At 32.9% G+C, this 20,504-nt stretch carries 16 protein-coding genes; 11 read left to right on the top strand and 5 right to left on the bottom strand.

All coding sequences use genetic code 11. From position 1 onward, the window contains the following. The first annotated feature begins 140 nt into the window (after positions 1-140). Together ACA31_RS11170 and ACA31_RS11165 are read left to right on the top strand one after the other, a co-directional pair. Positions 141-1,922: an ABC transporter ATP-binding protein gene (locus tag ACA31_RS11170; RefSeq protein ID WP_057513393.1), complete on the top strand. Its 1,782-nt coding sequence runs from the start codon at positions 141-143 to the stop codon at positions 1,920-1,922. After that, positions 1,915-3,678, top strand: coding sequence for an ABC transporter ATP-binding protein (locus ACA31_RS11165; protein WP_057513392.1), 1,764 nt, complete (start codon positions 1,915-1,917; stop codon positions 3,676-3,678). Before ACA31_RS11170 ends, ACA31_RS11165 begins: the two co-directional genes overlap by 8 nt. Positions 3,679-3,885: 207 nt before the next feature. Here ACA31_RS11165 and ACA31_RS11160 read toward each other — a convergent pair whose 3' ends face one another. Further along, the gene (locus ACA31_RS11160; protein WP_057513391.1) at positions 3,886-4,164 is read right to left on the bottom strand and encodes a GNAT family N-acetyltransferase; all 279 of its coding nucleotides are present in this window, start codon (positions 4,162-4,164) and stop codon (positions 3,886-3,888) included. A gap of 199 nt (positions 4,165-4,363) precedes the next feature. Here ACA31_RS11160 and ACA31_RS11155 point away from each other — a divergent pair, with 199 nt between their 5' ends. Then, entirely contained in the window at positions 4,364-5,368 is a 1,005-nt protein-coding gene (locus ACA31_RS11155; RefSeq protein WP_057513390.1) for a metal ABC transporter solute-binding protein, Zn/Mn family, read from the top strand. A 92-nt stretch (positions 5,369-5,460) separates the two neighbouring features. Here the strand turns inward: ACA31_RS11155 and aldA are convergent, their stop codons facing one another. Further along, positions 5,461-6,885, bottom strand: coding sequence for an aldehyde dehydrogenase (gene aldA, locus ACA31_RS11150; protein WP_057513389.1), 1,425 nt, complete (start codon positions 6,883-6,885; stop codon positions 5,461-5,463). 253 nt (positions 6,886-7,138) lie between these two features. On the opposite strand from aldA, the gene ACA31_RS11145 reads away from it, so the two are divergent. From ACA31_RS11145 to mhqD, 4 genes are all read left to right on the top strand, one after another. Beyond that, complete coding sequence (locus ACA31_RS11145) at positions 7,139-7,573, top strand: MarR family winged helix-turn-helix transcriptional regulator (protein ID WP_057513734.1); 435 nt, start codon at positions 7,139-7,141, stop codon at positions 7,571-7,573. A 67-nt stretch (positions 7,574-7,640) separates the two neighbouring features. Beyond that, positions 7,641-8,597 carry a ring-cleaving dioxygenase MhqE gene (gene mhqE, locus ACA31_RS11140; protein WP_057513388.1) on the top strand — a complete coding sequence of 319 codons (957 nt, stop codon included), beginning with the start codon at positions 7,641-7,643 and terminating at the stop codon, positions 8,595-8,597. 48 nt (positions 8,598-8,645) lie between these two features. Then, a complete protein-coding gene (locus ACA31_RS11135; protein WP_057513387.1) occupies positions 8,646-9,545 on the top strand; it encodes a VOC family protein in 900 nt (299 codons plus the stop codon). A 71-nt stretch (positions 9,546-9,616) separates the two neighbouring features. Continuing rightward, positions 9,617-10,210: a methylhydroquinone degradation carboxylesterase MhqD gene (mhqD, locus tag ACA31_RS11130; protein WP_057513386.1), complete on the top strand. Its 594-nt coding sequence runs from the start codon at positions 9,617-9,619 to the stop codon at positions 10,208-10,210. Between the two features lie 413 nt (positions 10,211-10,623). On the opposite strand, the gene ACA31_RS11125 is transcribed toward mhqD, so the two are convergent. Further along, on the bottom strand, positions 10,624-11,682 hold the full coding sequence (locus tag ACA31_RS11125; protein ID WP_057513385.1) for a YkvI family membrane protein: 1,059 nt from the start codon (positions 11,680-11,682) through the stop codon (positions 10,624-10,626). Positions 11,683-12,026: 344 nt separating this feature from the next. Between ACA31_RS11125 and ACA31_RS11120 the strand changes: the two genes are divergently transcribed. Beyond that, positions 12,027-13,802, top strand: coding sequence for a cation:proton antiporter (locus tag ACA31_RS11120; RefSeq protein WP_057513733.1), 1,776 nt, complete (start codon positions 12,027-12,029; stop codon positions 13,800-13,802). Positions 13,803-13,868: 66 nt separating this feature from the next. Here ACA31_RS11120 and ACA31_RS11115 read toward each other — a convergent pair whose 3' ends face one another. Then, positions 13,869-15,821, bottom strand: a complete 1,953-nt coding sequence (locus tag ACA31_RS11115; protein WP_057513384.1) for a fructose-1,6-bisphosphatase — start codon at positions 15,819-15,821, stop codon at positions 13,869-13,871. A 517-nt stretch (positions 15,822-16,338) separates the two neighbouring features. Here ACA31_RS11115 and putP point away from each other — a divergent pair. After that, entirely contained in the window at positions 16,339-17,889 is a 1,551-nt protein-coding gene (gene putP, locus ACA31_RS11110) for a sodium/proline symporter PutP (protein ID WP_057513383.1), read from the top strand. A gap of 241 nt (positions 17,890-18,130) precedes the next feature. On the opposite strand, the gene ACA31_RS11105 is transcribed toward putP, so the two are convergent. Then, on the bottom strand, positions 18,131-18,739 hold the full coding sequence (locus ACA31_RS11105) for a DedA family protein (protein WP_057513382.1): 609 nt from the start codon (positions 18,737-18,739) through the stop codon (positions 18,131-18,133). Between the two features lie 263 nt (positions 18,740-19,002). Here ACA31_RS11105 and ACA31_RS11100 point away from each other — a divergent pair, with 263 nt between their 5' ends. After that, complete coding sequence (locus ACA31_RS11100) at positions 19,003-19,287, top strand: putative quinol monooxygenase (RefSeq protein WP_057513381.1); 285 nt, start codon at positions 19,003-19,005, stop codon at positions 19,285-19,287. Positions 19,288-19,488: 201 nt separating this feature from the next. Further along, on the top strand, positions 19,489-20,187 hold the full coding sequence (budA, locus tag ACA31_RS11095; RefSeq protein WP_057513380.1) for an acetolactate decarboxylase: 699 nt from the start codon (positions 19,489-19,491) through the stop codon (positions 20,185-20,187). The last annotated feature ends 317 nt before the right edge of the window (positions 20,188-20,504 follow it).

Here is a 20,504-nt window from a genome sequence, read left to right as displayed (position 1 = left end):
ATTCCGACAGTGATTTTCATTGCCGGTATTTTTATCTGTTTTTAGTGATTTTAAGTGTAAATATATATATATATTTACATATGTCAACTTGTGGTAAACTATAGAGACAGTGTAATCAACATGATTTTGGGGGTGAGTATTTGAGCGTATTTTGGAAATTAGGATGGTTTTTTAAACAACAAAAAAGAAGTTATATTGTCGGTTTATTTACGTTGTTATTAATCGCATTAATTGAAATTGTACCACCGCAAATCATTGGTAAAACAATAGATCAAATGACAACAAATAAGTTAACCCCTAAATTATTAATAACTTATCTTATTATCCTAACTATAGTAGCGATATTAACGTATGTATTAAGATATGTATGGAGATTATCTATTTTTGGAACGAGCCAAAAGTTAGGGCAGATCTTGAGAACCTATTTGTATGAAAAATATACAGCTATGAGTGCGATGTTTTTCCAAAATAGACGCACGGGTGATTTAATGGCACATGCAACTAACGATATAAGAGCAGTGCAAAATGTTGCAGGTGCGGGTATTCTCATGATTGCTGATTCATTGATTAGTGGAGGTACCGTTGTGATTACTATGGCTACGACGGTAAGTTGGAAACTGACCTTAATTGCACTCATGCCATTACCTTTTATGGTTTTATTAACAAGTTACTATGGTTCACTTTTAAGTAAAGGATTTAAAAAAGCACAAGCTGCATTTAGTAAATTGAATGATAAAACGCAGGAAAGTGTTGCAGGTATTAAAGTGACTAAAACCTTTGGTTATGAAACAAGTGATCAAGCTGATTTTAATACACTCAGTGATGATGTTGTAGCGAAAAATTTAAAAGTATCGAAAATAGATGCTTTATTTGATCCTACGATAACATTGGTAATTGGTACAAGTTACTTCTTAGCAATTGCATTTGGTGCACAAATGGTATTTCAAAATGAGATAACGCTAGGACAACTTATCACCTTTACTACGTATTTAGGCATGCTCGTGTGGCCATTATTAGCACTAGGTTTATTTTTTAATATTGTGCAGAGAGCCAAAGCTTCTTATGAACGTATTGATGAAATTGAAAACTTACCAAACGATATAGAAACCACTTATAAAATCGACGCGCCTCCAACTGGTGACATTATATTTAATATAGCGCAGTTTAATTTCCCGGGTAATGATGAACAAGGACTTTATGATGTTCATTTTTCAGTTGAGCAGGGAACGACACTTGGTATTGTAGGACGTACAGGTTCTGGAAAAAGTGCGTTAATACGCTTACTATTGAGAGAATTTGATACTAAAAGACCACAAGATATCACTTATGGAGGCTATCCAGTACGAGATTATAATGTGAAGCATTTAAGAGCTCAATTTGGCTATGTGCCACAAGAACACTTCTTATTCTCTACTACAATACGTAACAATATCGCATTTAGTAATGAGGCAGTTGATGATGAAACAGTTTATGAAGCGAGCCGGTTAAGTCATATTCATGATGATATCATGGATTTCCCCAATAGCTATCATACTGTAGTTGGTGAACGCGGTGTTTCTTTATCTGGTGGTCAAAAACAACGTGTGTCAATTGCACGGGCGTTGTTAGTAGACCCAGAAGTCCTTATATTGGATGATTCATTATCAGCTGTGGATGCGCAGACAGAAGAAGCTATTTTAGCTAATTTAGAAAGTGTTAGAAATGGTAAAACAAATATCATTACTGCACATCGCATGAGTGCTGTAAAACATGCAGACTTCATTATTGTATTGGATGAAGGAACAATCGTTGAAAGTGGGACACATACTTCACTAATAGAGAAAAAAGGTTGGTATTATGAAACGTATCAAGCCCAAGCTTTACAAGATAAGTTATCACGTAACTTAGAGGATCTTACGAAAAGGGGCGATGAAAATGACTGAACGTACTAACTTAACTGCAAAGGACCAAGGGAGTGCATTAATTCGGTTGTTTAAATATACGTTACCTTATAAAGGTACGATCACGTTAGCCTTTATCATGCTTATCTTATCCACTGTGGCAAGTATGATGACGCCATATATGGTTAAGATATTTATTGATGATTATTTAACGTCACGCCATTTTCCAAAAGATACTATGATTTGGTTGATTGTTATATTTTTAGGTATACAAATCATAGGTGCTATCACACTTTACTTTAGTCAGTATATGTTTCAATATTTGGCTTTTAAGGTAATACAACAATTGCGTATTGACGCTTTTAATAAATTAGGAAAATTAGGAATGAAGTATTTCGATAAAGTGCCTGGGGGCAGTATTGTATCAAGATTAACGAATGATACAGAAACAATTGTGGATATGATCATTGGCGTGTTTTCTACTTTTATCATGGCATTGTTTATGATGATTGCAAGTTATATCATGATGTTTATTTTGGACGTAAAATTGGCATTAATTGCACTTGTGTTTTTACCTATTATTTTTATAATATTAGCAACGTATAGAAAATATTCTGCTTTTCTTTTTACAAAAACGAGACAAAGATTATCTGATTTGAATTCTAAATTAGCAGAATCTATTGAAGGTATGAGAATTATTCAAGCATTTAATCAAGAGAAACGATTAAATAAAGAGTTCAACAAAATTAATGATGAACATTATGATTATATGTTGAAGACAGTAAAGCTTGATAGTTTATTATTACGTCCTGCAATCAGTTCTATATCGGTTTTTGCAGTGGTTATGATTCTTGGTTATTTTGGTGTTATTAGTTTTACTACCGGCATCACGGCGGGGGTTGTATTTGCATTTGTACAATATATGGAACGCTTTTTTGAACCTATTAATCAAGTGAGCCAGAATTTAAATATCTTACAACAAGCACTTGTATCAGCTAGCAGAGTATTTGCACTTATTGATGATGACACATATGAACCACAACAGCATGAAATTAATACACGCAAAATTAAGGAAGGGAAAATTGCATTTAAACATGTTAGCTTTAGTTACGATGGTGAAACAGATGTATTGAAAGATATCACATTTACTGCCAATCCAGGTGAGATGGTGGCGTTGGTTGGCCATACCGGCTCTGGAAAGAGTTCTATCATTAACTTGTTTATGCGTTTTTATGAATTTAATCGAGGTGACATAGAAGTGGATGGCAATTCGATTAAGACCATACCTAAATCTGAATTAAAAGAGAAGATAGGTTTAGTTTTACAAGATGCATTTATATTTTACGGTACAATCACATCTAATATTAAGTTATACCATCCTACAATGACATTTGAACAAGTGAAAACTGCAGCAGAATTTGTACATGCTAATCACTTTATTGAGAAATTGCCTGAGCAATATAATCATAAGGTGATAGAAAAAGGGAGTGCCTTTTCTAGCGGTGAAAGGCAATTAATTGCCTTCGCGAGAACAATTGCTACGAATCCTAAAATATTAATCTTAGATGAAGCAACTGCAAATATAGATTCAGAAACAGAAGAACAAATACAAAAATCATTAAATGAAATGCGTAAAGGGCGAACAACTTTAGCAATTGCACATAGATTATCTACAATACAAGATGCTGATCAAATTCTTGTATTAAATCGTGGAGAAATAGTAGAAAGTGGCACGCATAATCAATTGATTGCGCAACACGGTATATATCATAATATGTATTTACTACAAAATGGATGAGAAAGGGGCGGGAGTATGAAATCAAATTTTGATTTCATACTCCCGCCCCTACAAGGTTGACTAGAAAAAGGACGACGAGAACTGAAGCTCATCCATAAAGAACTACTAGCCTTCATAAATGAAGAAGTAGTTCCTTAATAACTTGAAATAAGTGTATTTAAATGTCAGCCAGCTACTGTGAAATATCTAATTGAAAGTTTTTTATGCTTAACCTGCATAAACATCTTGATAATCTGAATTTTTTTCAATTACTGCTTTAGCAAATGGACAAGATGCAGTCACTTTTAAATTATTATCACGTGCATAATCTATAACTGCTTTAACTAATTTTGAACCAATACCTTGTCCGCCAAATTCTTCTGGAACACCAGTATGATCGATATCAATTTGATTATCACCCTGTTGTTGAAAAGTAATTTGCGCTTGTGGATTATTTTCGTCATCACCAATATAAAATTTGTTTGTACCTTGTTTAATATCAGCCATTTTTATCACTCCTATTATAAATGTATTACTTACTAAATATCACGTTTTACCAAATGTTAAACAATTTACAGTATTAATTAACATATAAGTGATAAAGTTAAATATAGAAATATATAATGATTAAGCGAAAACCATTGAAAAATAGGTAAAATAAGTTTATAGTTTTAACGGAACAATTTCGATTTGGAGGAGCGTTTTTTTGAAAAAAAGTATACTGTTGATACTAACATGTGTATGCACTGTGTTACTCAGTGCGTGCGGTGATATTAATAAAGAAGAAAAAAAAGACGTCAGTTCTAATAATAAACTGAAAGTATATACGACTGCATTTGCATTCAAAAGTTTTACCGAACAAATCGGTGGCAAATATGTGGAAGCAAAATCTATTTATCCGCCCGGTGCTGATATGCACTCATTTGAGCCTACGCAAAAAGAAATGATTAATATTGCCAAAGGTGATTTATTTATTTATTCAAGTGAAGCTATGGACCCAGTCGCAAAAACAATTACGCGTTCTATCAATAATGACAATTTAAAATTGCCCTTAGCAAAAAATTTGAGCGAAGATGACTTTAATGCTAATCATGATCATGAAGAAAAAGCGCATAAACACGGGGAAGTAGATCATGAACATGACCATGAAGAAAAAGCGCACGAACACGAAGATCATGACCATGGCAAGAATGATCCTCATGTATGGCTTGATCCAGAGATGAACAAAAAATTCGCAAAAGAAATCAGAGATGATTTAGCGAAAAAAGATCCTAAACACCAAGATTATTATGACAAAAATTATCAAAAATTAGTTGAAGATATTGAAGATATTGATAAGCGAATGAAATCTATTACCAAAGATATGAAACGGAATAAAGTAGTGATTTCACATGATTCTATCGGTTATTTAGCTAACAGATATGGTTTTGAACAAGTGGGTGTCAGCGGGATGAACAATGAAGAACCAAGCCAAAGAGATTTAATGGATATTGTTAAAAATATTAATGCTACAGGACAACCCTACGTTTTATATGAACAAAATATTTCTTCTAAAGTAACGGATGTCATTCAGAAGGAATCTGATACGACGCCGTTAAGTTTCCATAATATGGCAACCTTATCTAAATCCGAAGCGGATAAAGATCATATGTCATATCAATCATTAATGAGGAAAAACATAAAATCATTGGATAAAGCTTTAAACGAGTAAAAAATCAAAGTTCAAAAGCCACGAAAGAATGCTGTTTAATCGCATTTTTTCATGGCTTTTTTAATATTATTATTTAAGTCTGAATAATAATATTAATCATATCTTATATAAGATACAGTGGTATTATAATATTCATCAAGGCCATGAATACCATCAGCGCCACCTATACCAGATTCTCTCCATCCTGCATGGAAACCATTGACGACTTCTTCAGCTTCACAGTTAGCATAAACTTCACCAAATTTAAGTCGCTCTGTAGCAGTCATAATTTCTTTTAAATCTTCAGAAAAAATAAATGACGATAATCCGGCATTTGTATCGTTTGCTTGTTCAATGGCGTCTTCAAATTCATTATATGTCACAATCGGTATAACAGGACCGAAAATTTCTTCTTTAAATGCACTATCTTCTGGATTAACTTTATCTAAAATAGTTGGTTCATAAAAATAGCCAGCGCCATCAACTTTATGTCCGCCTGTAATTAAGTCAGCACCATTTTTTATAGCATCTTGTACTTTGTCATTAATGCTATCAAGTTGTTGCTGATTAATAATAGCACCATAGTCCGTGTCCGCATTGAATGGGTCGCCAACTTTAAGTTGTTCCATCTTAACTTTTAATTTATTGATAAATGTATCATGGATCGCTTCGTGTACAAAAATACGTTCTGGACATGTACACACTTGACCAGCATTGTTTACTCTTGCTGTAACGATATAGTCAACAGCTTTATCTAAATTAGCATTTGCAGTGACGAGTGCAGGGGCATTACCACCAAGTTCTAAATTAACTTTTTTAACAGTACTAGCACTTTCAGTATAAACAGATTTACCCGCACGCATACTACCAGTAAGAGAGATTAATTGAATGTCAGGATGTTGTGCCAATTGAGTACCAACTGTTTCGCCTTTACCTGGTAGGATTTGTACAAGGCCCGCAGGTATTGTAGATTCGCGAATAAGTTCTGCAAGTTTAAGTGTAATTAAAGAAGTTGCTTCACTTGGCTTAATCACTACCGAACAGCCAGTAACGATAGCTGGTATGACTTTTCTCATTAATACCATAATTGGCGCATTCCAAGGGACAATCCCAGCAGTAACACCGATTGGCTTTTTCGTTAGTAAAATAGTTTCGTTTTCACGACTGTTTTGTAAAACCTCACCTTTATTACTCATACTTAAACTTGTCATATAATCGATGAACTGAATAGCTTTATCAATTTCACCCTTAGCTGATGCAAGTGTTTTACCTTGTTCTTTAACGTATAATTCTGCCAACGTGTCTTTATTTTGTTCCAATAATGGAATTAATAATTTTACATGATCAGCACGCGTGGGTTCAGGTACTTTTTCCCATTCTAACTGAGCGTGTTTTGATTTTTCTACTGCATCATTAACTTCTGACTCTGTTGCAAATGAGATTGTATCTATTAATTCTTCCGTAGCAGGGTTAATTACGGCCGCTGTGTCAGTTGATTTACTTTCGATAAATTCATTATTAATAAATAATTTGTTCAATTATGACACCTCCATATAATACCTTCTACCACTAAATAGTTGTTAAAAACGAAAACAAGAGAAATAATATTGTTTTGTATAAGCATTAACGTGATATTTTAATTTACTTTTGGAGTGAAATTAAGCGTTAAAATTAAATCGGAAAATAGGCCTTTTATATATCAGTATATTTTTTATACTTATTTGTTGACTATGTAAACGAGAGGTGGTATATTTATCTCGAATTCGAAATAAAATGAAAGTTGGTGACGTAATGGACCGTACAAAATCATCATTAAATGCATTCATTGGATTAAACCGAACAGTAGACTTTTTGGAACAAATTGTAAGAACAGACGTCCAACGTTATGGCTTAAATCTGACAGAATTTGAAGTAATGGAATTATTGTATAACAAAGGTGATCAACCGATACAACGTATCGGACAGAGAGTATTAATTGCTAGCAGCAGTATCACATATGTTGTAGATAAATTAGAAGAAAAAGGTTTTGTAATCAGAATACGTAATGAACGAGATAAACGTGTTATCAATGCTTCGCTCACCGATCAAGGACGTGCAATGATGGATGATATATTTCCAGAACATGCAACAACGTTAACATCAACATTCTCGGTACTTACGGATGAAGAAATGGCAATGTTACAACAAGCTTTGAAAAAAATAAGTGCTCAATCCACAGTAGTGTAGTAGCACTTTTAAATTTTATTTAAAATTACTACGAAATCGAGATAATATATAAATAAGGAGTTTTATTATGACAAACAATCAATTATTAGGTATCCACCATGTAACTGCAATCACAGATGATGCAGAAAGAAACTATAAATTTTTCACAGAAGTATTAGGTATGAGACTTGTTAAAAAAACAGTAAATCAAGATGACATATATACGTATCACACATTTTTTGCAGATGATGTAGGTTCACCAGGAACAGATATGACATTTTTCGATTTTCCTAATGTACCAAAAGGTACTGGTGGAACAAATTCAATTTCACGCGCATCATTTAGAGTGCCGAATGATGCAGCGCTTGAATATTATGAACAACGCTTTAATGATTTTGAAATAAAACATGATGGCATACAAACACTATTTGGTACAAAAGTATTACCCTTTGAAGAAGTGGATGGCCAAAGATACCAACTTGTATCAGATGAAAATAATTCAGGTGTTGCACCGGGTACGCCATGGAAAAATGGTCCAGTACCAACAGACAAAGCTATTTATGGATTGGGACCAATTGAAATGACAGTAAGTTATTTTGAAGATTTCATCAAAATATTAGGACAAGTCTTTGGCATGAAAGTCAAACATGAAGAACATAACGTTGCAATATTAGAAGTTGGAGAAGGTGGCAATGGTGGACAAGTAATCTTAAGAAAAGATGCTGAAGGACCAGCATCGCGTCAAGGCTATGGTGAAGTACATCACGTGTCATTTAGATTAAAAAATCATGAAGCAATTGAGCAGTGGATGGAAAAATATAAAGAATTAGGTATAGGTAATTCTGGCTTAGTAGATAGATTCTATTTTGAAGCTTTATACGCACGTATTGGTCATATATTAATTGAAGTATCTACAGATGGGCCAGGTTTCATGGGAGATGAGCCATATGAAACACTTGGAGAAAGTCTAGCATTGCCACCATTTTTAGAAGAACAACGTGAATATATTGAATCAGAAATCAAACCATTTAACACAAAACGATAAACCACTCGCATTAAAACGTGTATAGGTAAATAAGAAGGGGGAGAAAATATGGAAGCAATTCAACACATTCACCATATTTCAGCAATTGTAGGTAATCCAGAAGAAAATATTCAGTTTTATAGAGACATCTTAAATTTAAAATTAATTAAAAAGACAGTGAATTTTGATGATCCATCTACGTATCATTTATATTTCTCAAATGGTAACGTCGATAATGGAACGATATTAACATTTTTCAATTGGCCAAATGCACATAAAGGTCGCATTGGAGCAGGACAAGTAGAAAGAATTGCGTTTAGAATTCCAAAAGATGCTATCGCAGCTTGGGAACAACATTTGCAAGAAAATGATATAAACGTACAAAGAACACAGTTATTCGATAAAGAAACGTTAGAGTTTGATGATATACATGGTTTGCCATTAGCTCTTGTAGAAGGCGAAGCAAGTGTAGGCAATGACCAAGATATTATGGGGTTTCATGGTGTGACGATGTTGTCGATAGATCCAACGGCTACTGCACGCACTTTAACAAATGATATGGGATTGTCTAAAGTAAGTGAAAACGATGATTATGTCCATATTGAAACAGCTGGTGATTGGCAACATCATGTCATGATTAAGAAAGTCCCTCCGGAAGAAAATGTACGTTGGGGTGTTAGCATTGTACATCACATTGCTTGGTCTGTACCTACAGACAAAGACCATCGTGGTTGGCAAGTGAAGATGATAGGTAAAGGCTATCATGTAACAGATGTTAAAGATCGCAATTATTTTAATGCAGTTTACATGAAAGAACATGGTGGCATCATTTTTGAATTTGCGACAGAGGGCCCAGGGTTCACTGTTGATGAACGATTTGAGGAACTTGGTACAGATTTGATGTTACCACCTCAGTATAAAGATAAAAGAGAAGAACTTTTACGCCATTTACCTCCAATAAGAATATAGTAACTTAGGATAGTGGTAATTTTGACAAAGTTGAATGAATATAATACACCAATTAAAGGAGATGTCGATATATGGAACACATTTTTAAAGAAGGCGAAGCAAACGCACCTACATTTATTTTATTACATGGTACAGGCGGAGATGAAAAAGATTTGTTACCTTTAGGGGAAGTCTTAAATTCTAATTATAATGTATTAAGTATTAGAGGAGAAGTTTCTGAGAATGGTATGAATCGTTACTTTAAACGTCTTGGAGAAGGAAAATACGATATCGAAGATTTAGAATATAGAACAGAGCGCTTAATTACATTTTTAAAAGAAGCGGCTGATAAATATAACTTTGATTTAGCTGAGGCAGTACCAGTAGGATTTTCAAATGGGTCAAATATTGCGATTAGCATGATGTTACATGATGCTATTACATTTAAAAAAGCATTGTTATATGCACCACTTTATCCAGTAGATTTAGTGAACAATAAAGATTTAAGCGGTGTAGATGTATTACTTTCTATGGGGGAAAACGATCCAATCGTTTCTGTAGAGGCTAGTAAGAATGTAATTGATATTTTTGAAAGCCGTGGGGCAAATGTAACGCAAGTTTGGGTGAACAGTCACGAATTGACTCAATCAGGCATTCAAGCAGGTCAAACAGTATTAAATCAATAATATAGAATAGTAAAAGCTGTTCAACATTAAAATAACAACAAGTATTAGAAGACATAAACTTCATGTGTGCAATACGATGCATGTGACTGTTTATGTCTTATTTTATCTGTTGATAAAAGTAAGTATGTTAAAAAATATAAAAAAGAAGAGGGTGGGACAGAGAATTTCGACTTTATTGGTATTTTTTGTGCACGTTTTTCATGGGTACAAGCTCAGCCTATAGTCTTCCAAGCGCAATATTTCCGCTAGAGTCGGCACAAATCACTGCTCTTATTTTAAGCTATTATGTGTTAAAAGACTATTTGAACACATAATATTAAACACAAAAAACAAAGTAAACGTTATAACGTTTACTTTGTTTACGTTCTGAAATGAAATGATTTTCTTTCGGAATATAGATAACCAATTATGCGTTATTCGGGTTTGTTTTTAAGTATTCCTTTAATAAATATTGGAATTAATAGAATGAAGCCGAAAATACCCATGATAGGGAATACTTTGCCTATCAATTCGATAAAGCCAATAAAAGTTGTAGCAAAAGTAATGATTGCCATTATAATAATTAAAATGTAATACGGTTTACTATAAGGCTCAGTAAATCGTGAGGCGAATGCATACATTAACCCTACAACTGTGTTATAAATAACTAAAATCATAACGATAGCCATAAACACACCAATAAAAGGAGAAATATGATTTGCTAATAATAATGATGGAAGTGCAACGCCTGTAATTTGAGCAAATTCTGTAACCATACCAAGGTTGAGCATTAGCAATAAGAAAGTGATGATAATACCACCAAAAATACCGCCCCAAATAGTTGATTTCTCAAATTTTAATCGTCCTCCCATTACTGAAAGGAAACTAAAAGCAGCAGCAATTTGTAAACTACCGTAATTGATTGCATCGAACCACCACCAGTTGTCTGTGCGGCCTTCACTGTTTGCATAGTCATGAGCAGCCTCAAAATTAAATTGGCCTGTTGAAAAATAATATATTGCAATAATCGTTACAATTAAGACTAAGAAGGGGGTAACCATACCTAATACAGTAATTAAGCGATCAAATTTTAAAAATAACGTTAATAAAATAACTAAAATTAATAAAAATGAGCTAAGACTATATGGAATATCAAAGCTTTCGTTAATTGTAGATACGCCACCTGCAGTCATAATCATTGCTAATGCAAATAAAAATAATGTTAATATGATATCAAATATCGTAGCAATTGTGCGAGGTAAGTAAAATTTAATCGGTTCTGTATGATTATGTGAACGTAGACGATAACCTGTGTTTAGTACAAAAACACCGCCAACAGTAACAATCAAGCCAGTAATAAAAACACCATAAACACTAAAATTACCGTTACTTGTAAAAAATTGAAAAATTTCTTGCCCTGTAGCAAAGCCAGCACCAACTACAACACCGACAAATGCAAAAGCAACAATAATAATTTCTTTTAATTTATTCATATTGTTTTAAATCCTTTCATGACAATTCATTACCTGAATGAGGTTATGTTATATAAAAAACATCACAATAGTTCATTCTACCTTAAAGGAGAAGAGAAATAAATAGGGAGGTTTATTTGGTGTAGACATATGTGTGTCCGGAATGTACTCATTGAGAGATTTCGGAATAAAGATACGAAGAAAGTGAAATAGGTGTGGGTATATAGTGAAGTTCATTTTAGTGCGTTAGACTAAAAATTTTGATAGTATGTTTTTCTATTAATGAATTTTGAAAAAAGTACAAAAATTGTTTGATATTAAAAATAGAGAGAGGGAGTTATGTGACTTTACTAAACTTACCGTTAATGTTGCTCATCGTTATATTTTTAGCGCTTGGGATTTTCAGTCAGTGGTTTGCTACCAAAATTAAATGGCCATCGATTGTTGTCATGGCTATCGTAGGGTTACTTGTAGGACCAATATTTGGTCTGATTAATCCGCAAGAAAGTTTAGGACAAGAAGTGTTCAGTCCGTTGGTATCATTAGCTGTAGCGATTATTTTATTCGAAGGAAGTAGTAATTTAGACTTTCGTGAATTAAAAGGTATTTCCAAGGCAGTGATGCGTATCATTACTATGGGAGCTATGATTGCTTGGATCTTAGGTTCAATTGCCTTACATTATGTATTGGGATTCTCATGGGCAATTTCACTCGTCTTAGGTGGTTTGTTTTTAATAACGGGGCCTACTGTAATTCAACCGTTATTAAAACAAGCTAAAGTTCGGAAAAGTGTAGATTCAATATTAAGATGGGAAAGTATCATACTTGATCCTATTGGACCTATGTTAGCGCTCGGTGCATTTTATGTGTTTCAAATATTTGAACAGGGCTTTGAATTGCAAATTATATTGAGTTTTGTCTTACGCTTCTTAGTAGCTGTGGTCATCGGTTTTGGCGCATCATACTTATTTATGTGGCTGATTAAACGTGATTTAATCCCTCAAAATCTCATGCCACCGATTCAATTAGTTTTTATTTTATTAATATTTGCTATTTGTGACGAAATTTTACCGGAATCTGGATTACTAGCAGTTACAATTTTCGGTTTAATGATGGCACGAATGAAACGCCACGATTTAATATTCAAAGAATCTGATCATTTTATTGAGAACACATCATCAATCATGATTTCAACTGTCTTTATTTTAATTACATCTTCTTTAACATTAGAAGTATTAAAAAGTGTCATGTCGTGGAAATTATTTATTTTCTGCGCAATTATGATTATTTTAATTAGACCAATTTCAATCATACTGGCTACTATAAATACAGAAATTTCAAAACGTGAACGCGCTATGGTATCTATGATGGCACCCCGTGGTATTGTAGTACTTACTGTTGCTCAGTTTTTTGGTGGTTTATTTGTAGAGAAAGGTACACCGATGGCTGAATTCATCACTCCAGTTACATTTGGATTAGTCTTTATTACCGTAGTGATTTATGGTTTTAGTTTCTTGCCATTGAGTAAAGTTATGAGACTTTCAAGTACAGAACCTCCTGGTGTAATCATTGTAGGGGAAAGTGAATTTTCTTTTCATCTCGGTGCAAAATTGAGAGAACATAACATCCCAGTTATGGCATTTAATTTATTTAGAAATACGTCCCAACGATCACAAGATTTAGATTTTGAAATTTTTGAAGGCAATTTACTGTCTAGTAATGATCGTATTTATGCAGATATGACCCGTTACAATAAATGTTTGCTTATGACGCAGTCATTTGTATTTAATAGTCTAGCATTTAATGAATTAGTTCCAGAATTTGGTTTGAAAAATGTAGATATGATGCCCGTATCATTTAGTGATGAACATGCACGAAGTAATGTGGATGGGCCAATCAAAAATCATATTCTTTTTGATTGGAATTTTACATCACGTTGGTTTAACCGTTTTATTAAAGATCACAATATTATAGAAATACCAGTATCTTGTAAAGGTGAGTTAACTGAAAATGACATGCTACTTTATCATATTAGTGATGACAAAGTCGTAACATTTAAACGTGGTAATAATAATCCTGTAGAATCAGAAAAAGGGATGATTGGTTATTTGAAAGACGCTTATTTATATCAAAATATATAGAAAAAATCCATTTGCGCAATGATTTATTGTTAGCAAATGGATTTTTTATGCATTTATTTAATTGTTTTAATTTACGAAGCGGTCATGCATTAACTCTTTCAAGATATCAATTTTTTCTTGAATGGTTTGGCCTGAATTTGTGTCACGAATCTTTTTACGCTGTAATTCCTTATCTACAACGCGACGAATCGAAAGTTCGTCAGCACCGTTAAGCAAAACATGCTTTTTCGAATTAAAATGTTTATGGGCCACAAGTTGCATACCGAATGAGTTATAAAGTAAGGTATAGCCCGCGATGCCAGTTGTTGATTGATAAGCTTTTGAGAAGCCGCCGTCGATTACAATCATTTTACCTTCTGCTTTAATTGGATTTTCACCATCAATTTCTTTTACAGGGGTATGTCCGTTGATAATATGGCCTTGTTCTGGATCTAATCCAAAGTCTTTCAGCATTTTTTTACACATATTTACATCTTCACGTAAATAATAATAATGGTTTTTAGCTTCTTTATGTGCTGATTTATCACTAATAAAGTAACGTTCGAAAGTTGTCATTGCCCGTTTACCAAATAATGAAGAATATTTACCAGTCCATAAATACCAAACGAGATCAGTTGCTAAGTCATCTTCGATTTCTTTATTATCGAATGCTTTTCTGACATGAGTTTCAAAGTAGTCTAATAGATTTCGACCATAACGCTTTTCACCGTCTATAGTCATAGATTCCATTTCACCATTTTCATCTACAGGAATGCAACCATGGATAAGTAAATTGCCGTTATATGGCAAATAGAGCTTACCTTTTTGCATTAAGAAAGTCATATGACGTTTTAATTTTTCTGATTGTTGAACAGATAATAATAAATTGTTCATCACTTCTTCTTCTTCTTCAAGTAGTTTATTAGGGTCTTCGGGATCGATTGTTTGGAAACAAGTGTTTTCTAACGTGTAAGTATTGCCGTACAATGTAGCTTCATTTTTTGCATAGTCGATACTTTCTAACACTAAACGCGCTTCCATTTCGAATGCTGGGCGACGTTTAATAATAGGCGCTTCTAATTTAAACTGTAAGATTGCGATAGCTTGGTGTATTTTCGTAATTTGTTCTAATTCTGCTTGGGTTAAATCTTGAGGATTTTTAGGTTGAAACGCCGTATTATTACCGTCGTAGTACTTTTCAGCAAGTGTTAATAATGGACGCAAATTAATACCATAGGCATCTTCAACGATATCTAAGTTATTGTAACGTGCGCAAATACGTAGTAAATTGGCTAAACAAACCTTAGAACCAGCATATGCTCCAATCCATAAAACGTCATGATTACCCCATTGAATATCTACTGAAGGATAATCAATAAGTGTTTCCAAAATTTTATCTGGTTGAGGTCCGCGGTCATAAATATCACCCACAACATGTAAATGATTAACTACTAAATGTTGGATGGTAAATGATAAACCAATGATTAAATCATCAGATTGTTCAAGCTCTATGATTTGATTGATCAATGTTTCGTAATAGGAATGTTTATTATTGTATTTATTACTTTTATACAGTAATTCTTCAATAATAAAGACGTAGTTTTTAGGCAGTGATTTACGCAATTTTGTACGTGTGTATTTTGATGATGCATATGTAATCAATTTAATTAAACGATTAATTGTCGTTACATACCACTCATCTAATTCGGCTTTAGAAGAAAAATTATTTTTTACTAATTTTAATTTTTCTTCTGGGTAGTATACGAGAGAAGAAAACTCATTAATTTCTTTACGTGTTAAAGTATCTTGAAAAATGTCATTAATCTTTGAGAGTACATTCCCTGAGCCATTGCGTAACACATGTTGGAAAGCATGGAACTCACCATGCAAGTCACTGACGAAGTGTTCTGTACCTTTAGGAAGCTCTAAAATAGATTCTAAATTAATGATTTCCGTAGCTAATTCTTCTTTTGAATTGAATTGCTCTGAAAGTAAATCTAAATATCTGTCTTTAACGCTTTTATCCGTTGTTTTACACATGATTTATGTCACTCCAGTTGTATGATTTTCGTAATGTTTTGTATTATAATTATGTAAAACGCTTTCATTATATAGTTTTTATTGTAGCATTAATTTGAATTATTATGTCCATTTCTTATTATATTATTAACTGTACATAAATTCTAAAGAACGGCTTAATAAAGTATAAATGATAGCAAATATATACATGATTTTATTAATAGAAAAGGGCGGTTATCAAGAGGAATAATGTAAAAAAACATGTTACTCAAATATAGTAAAAATGATATTTATATAAAAGTTGTGGAAAACATACATTTTTGTGAATTGTAAAAGAAGATTAAAATCACTAAAAGAGAAAAAGTACACTTTAAATTTAAATCGTTTAAAATGCTTATATACCAGCATTCAAAGTGTCATAAAGCCCTTTTAATAAAAAAACAGCAAAAAAAGTTTCTAATAAGTGGTTTAAAATCCCTCTAATTTTTGTATAATGAATGCATGTGACAAAATCATATAACAAAAGGGAGTTTGTTCAATGTTTACATTGGGAGCATCATTACAGAGTCAAGTAGACCCGAACTGGCAAACGTATATTATGCTGATTGCTTATTTCATTGTTTTATTAGGCATAGGTTACTATGGATTTAAACAATCGACAGGCAATGTTAGTGAATATATGTTGGGCGGCAGAAACATTGGTCCATATGTAACAGCATTATCCGCAGGTGCATCCGACATGAGTGGTTGGATGATTATGGGACTACCTGGGGAAGTTTATACTACTGGGCTATCAGCAGCGTGGTTAGCGATTGGTCTAACTATAGGCGCATACATAAACTATATTGTTGTAGCACCACGTCTCCGTGTATATACAGAGAAAGCTGGGGATGCGATTACGCTACCAGATTTCTTTAAAAATAGATTAGATGATAAATCTAACTCTATTAAAATAATTGCTGGGGCAATTATTGTCGTATTCTTTACGCTTTATACTCATTCTGGAATGGTTTCAGGTGGGGTATTATTTGAAAGTGCATTTGGTATGAACTATCACTTAGGTATGCTAATAGTAGCAGTTATTGTTATTGCATATACATTCTTCGGTGGTTATTTAGCCGTATCATTAACAGACTTTTTCCAAGGGGTCGTTATGATTATCGCTATGGTAATGGTACCAATTGTAGCTATGATGCAATTAAGTGGACTTGATACAATATCACAAGCAGCAACATTAAAACCTACGAACTTGGATTTATTTAAAGGAACAACAGCAGTAGGTATTATTTCATTCTTTGCTTGGGGCTTAGGTTATTTCGGTCAGCCTCACATTATTGTACGTTTTATGTCTATCAAATCAATCAAACAATTACCAACTGCAAGACGTTTTGGCATCGGTTGGATGGCAATCAGCTTATTAGGTGCTGTAGGCGTCGGCCTTACAGGTATCACATTTATCAATCAAAGTGGTACTGAAATACAAGATCCTGAAACACTATTCATTTTAATGGGACAAATTTTATTCCATCCGCTTGTTGGCGGGTTCTTACTCGCTGCTATTTTAGCCGCAATTATGAGTACAATATCTTCACAGTTGTTAGTGACATCTAGTTCGTTAACAGAAGATTTTTATAAATTATTCCGTGGTGAGAAAGCAGCTAAGGAACATCAAAAAGAATTTGTTATGGTGGGACGTTTATCAGTAATCGTTGTAGCACTTATATCACTTTGGATTGCTTGGACACCAAATGACACAATTTTAGGTCTTGTAGGTAATGCATGGGCAGGTTTTGGTGCAGCATTTGGACCACTTGTACTATTGTCATTATATTGGAAAGGCTTAAGTCGTACTGGTGCAGTAAGTGGTATGTTATCAGGGGCAATTGTAGTAGTTATATGGATTGCGTTTGTTAAACCACTTGGTGAAATTAATGATTTCTTTAATTTATATGAAATCGTTCCAGGTTTCTTAACAAGTTTAATTGTAACGGTTGTAGTAAGTAAATTCACTAAAAAACCTGACATTGATATTGAAGCTGATTTAGCAGATGTACGTCAAACTGTTAACGATGCTAAAAAGAAAAAATAAGACATAATTTAAATAAGGGGTTTAAATTATGACAGTAAAATTAAACAAATAAACTAATGCTTTTATAGTGATTATGAAATCATTCATTTAGTTTAAAGCGGGAGAAATTATAAATTATAAAAGACTAACTTCAAAGGGGGAGTTAGTCTTTTTTTGTTGATTCATTTGGTTTTAAAATAGGATGAATTAAATTTTAAAAAATAAGTATCTTATCTTTTTATGAAAATGATATTTAGCTATGCTAATGAACACTATTTTTTTGGAATAATCTATATAAAATGTAAATAGCTGCGATGAAGATGATAACGTACATCACATACGAGTAAGTATGTAAACCACTCATTAGAGTGTCCCAACTGCCACTTAAAGCTTTACCTAAGTATATTAAGGCAAAGTTCCAAATTGTCGTACCGATTAAAGAAAGAATCGTAAATGATGCAACATTCATTCGATTGATGCCAGCAGGGATTGTGATAAGTACACGCAATACAGGTATAAATCGACACACAAATACGGCAATCGCACCATATTTTTTAAACCAATCATTCGCGCGTTCGATATCTTTTCCTTTAAGTTTAATCCACTTACCATATTTGTCTACGAATTTGTATAGTCGTGTTTCCGACACAAGTCTACTTATGTAATAAAGTATGAGTAAACCAATGAGTGATGCTATAGTAGAAATCGTAAATAATAGAGGCAGTGATAATTCAGATTTAACAGACATTAAACCTGCGAACGTTAAAATGATTTCTGATGGTATAAAAGGAAGTACGTTTTCTAATAATATTAAAATTGCAATGGCGGTGTATCCCCAAGTACTAATGAAATTTGTAAGTATTTGTTCCATAATTGAAAATCTAGCTCCTTTATAAGTAGACTTGCTATAACTATAAACGGATAATAATACTTTTTTATTATAAGCTAATTGTGATAAATGTACATAAAAAAGGTATAGGACTTTTGGATGAACTCATGGAGGATATCGACGAACTACTAAGTCCGTTATTAGCAAGCGTGATAATCGACATAGTTGAAAAAGAAAAGTATAATGTTTAGGATATTTAGTTTTAGGAAATTAATAAAGACAATGACTACCCAGGAGGAGAAAATATGGTTACCATAAATGCAATTATGAAAGTTGATCCATCGAAGCGTGAGCAGTATTTAGCACTAGTAGAACCGCTTGTATTAGGAGCTAATAAAGAAGAGGGTTCATTGTATTATGAGCATTTTGAACGCACAGATGAGCCTAATACATTTGCCTTTATAGAACAATATGAGAATGAAGAAGCTGTAGAAGTACACAATAATACAGAACATTTTAAAAATTTTTTCAAAGAAGTTACGCAATACTTGATTACAAAACCAGATATTAATGTTTTACAAACTAAATAAAGCACCATTTCAAAATAAAAATCTAAACTCACATAATTTGGTGAGTTTAGATTTTTATTATTTTTTATGAGATTAATGAAAACAGTGCGCTGTTTTCACATCGTATAATGGTGTATAATTTTATATTGAAAGCAACTATAATAAAATTACCCCTATTTTTAAAAGTGCATAATATATATTTTTGTAAGGAGAGAAGCAATAATGTTGTACCAACACGGAACCCTAGGTACGCTGATGGCAGGCTTGTTAGAAGGTACTGCTACGATTGACGAGATTTTAGAACATGGTGATTTAGGTATAGGAACACTAACTGGTTCTGATGGTGAAGTTATTATATTAGACGGTATCGCATATCATGCCAATGAATATGGTGAGTTTAAACAATTAGATGGTCACGAAATGACACCATTCTCTACTGTTACACCATTCAAAGTGGATAAACAATTTGATGTTCGATATATCACTGACTCTGAAGCGGTGTTGAATGAAGTTCAACACCAAGCGGCAAGTAATAATATATTTATAGCTGTTAAAATTACCGGCAAATTTGAAATGGTCCATGTCAGAATGATGCCGAAACAAGAAAGACCTTATACAAAATTAATAGAATCAGCTAAAAGACAACCTGAATATACGCAAGAACAATTGCATGGTACGATTGTAGGATTTTACTCTCCACAATTATTTCATGGCGTAGCTGCAGGAGGATTTCATTTACATTTTGTTGATAGTAATAAAACGTTTGGTGGTCATGTCTTAGACTTTGAACTTAATAGTGGTTCAGTAGAACTTAGCAATATAGCAACACTAGAACAACACTTTCCTGTGAATAATGATGAATTTTTAGAAACAGATATCGATTATTCAAGCGTTCATGAAGACATTAAAGAAGCAGAATAAAGTACTGGAGGTTATAAACCCTTTCATCATACAAACAATGAAAGGGTTTATAATAAATTGACTTTGATATTGTTTAATCAAATACGCCAAAATATTTTTAGAAAAGTGTTAAAATGGTAAAGTGATGTTTTAAGTTGAACATATGTAATTTTTACGATAAAAAATATTGAATTAAATATTGAATTGTTAGTAAGCTGAGATTAATAGGCTGCATGTGTTTACGACCTAATACGTTATTATTTAATAACGTATTTTTATATGTGCTTTTTGAATACTTAATTTGTAAAGGCCACACTTATTAAAATAAAAAAATAAAA

It is taken from the genome of Staphylococcus sp. NAM3COL9 (assembly GCF_001431205.1).
Classification (GTDB): Bacteria; Bacillota; Bacilli; order Staphylococcales; family Staphylococcaceae; genus Staphylococcus.
Note: the sequence above shows the minus strand (reverse complement) of the source record. Positions and strands in the feature narration are given on the sequence as shown.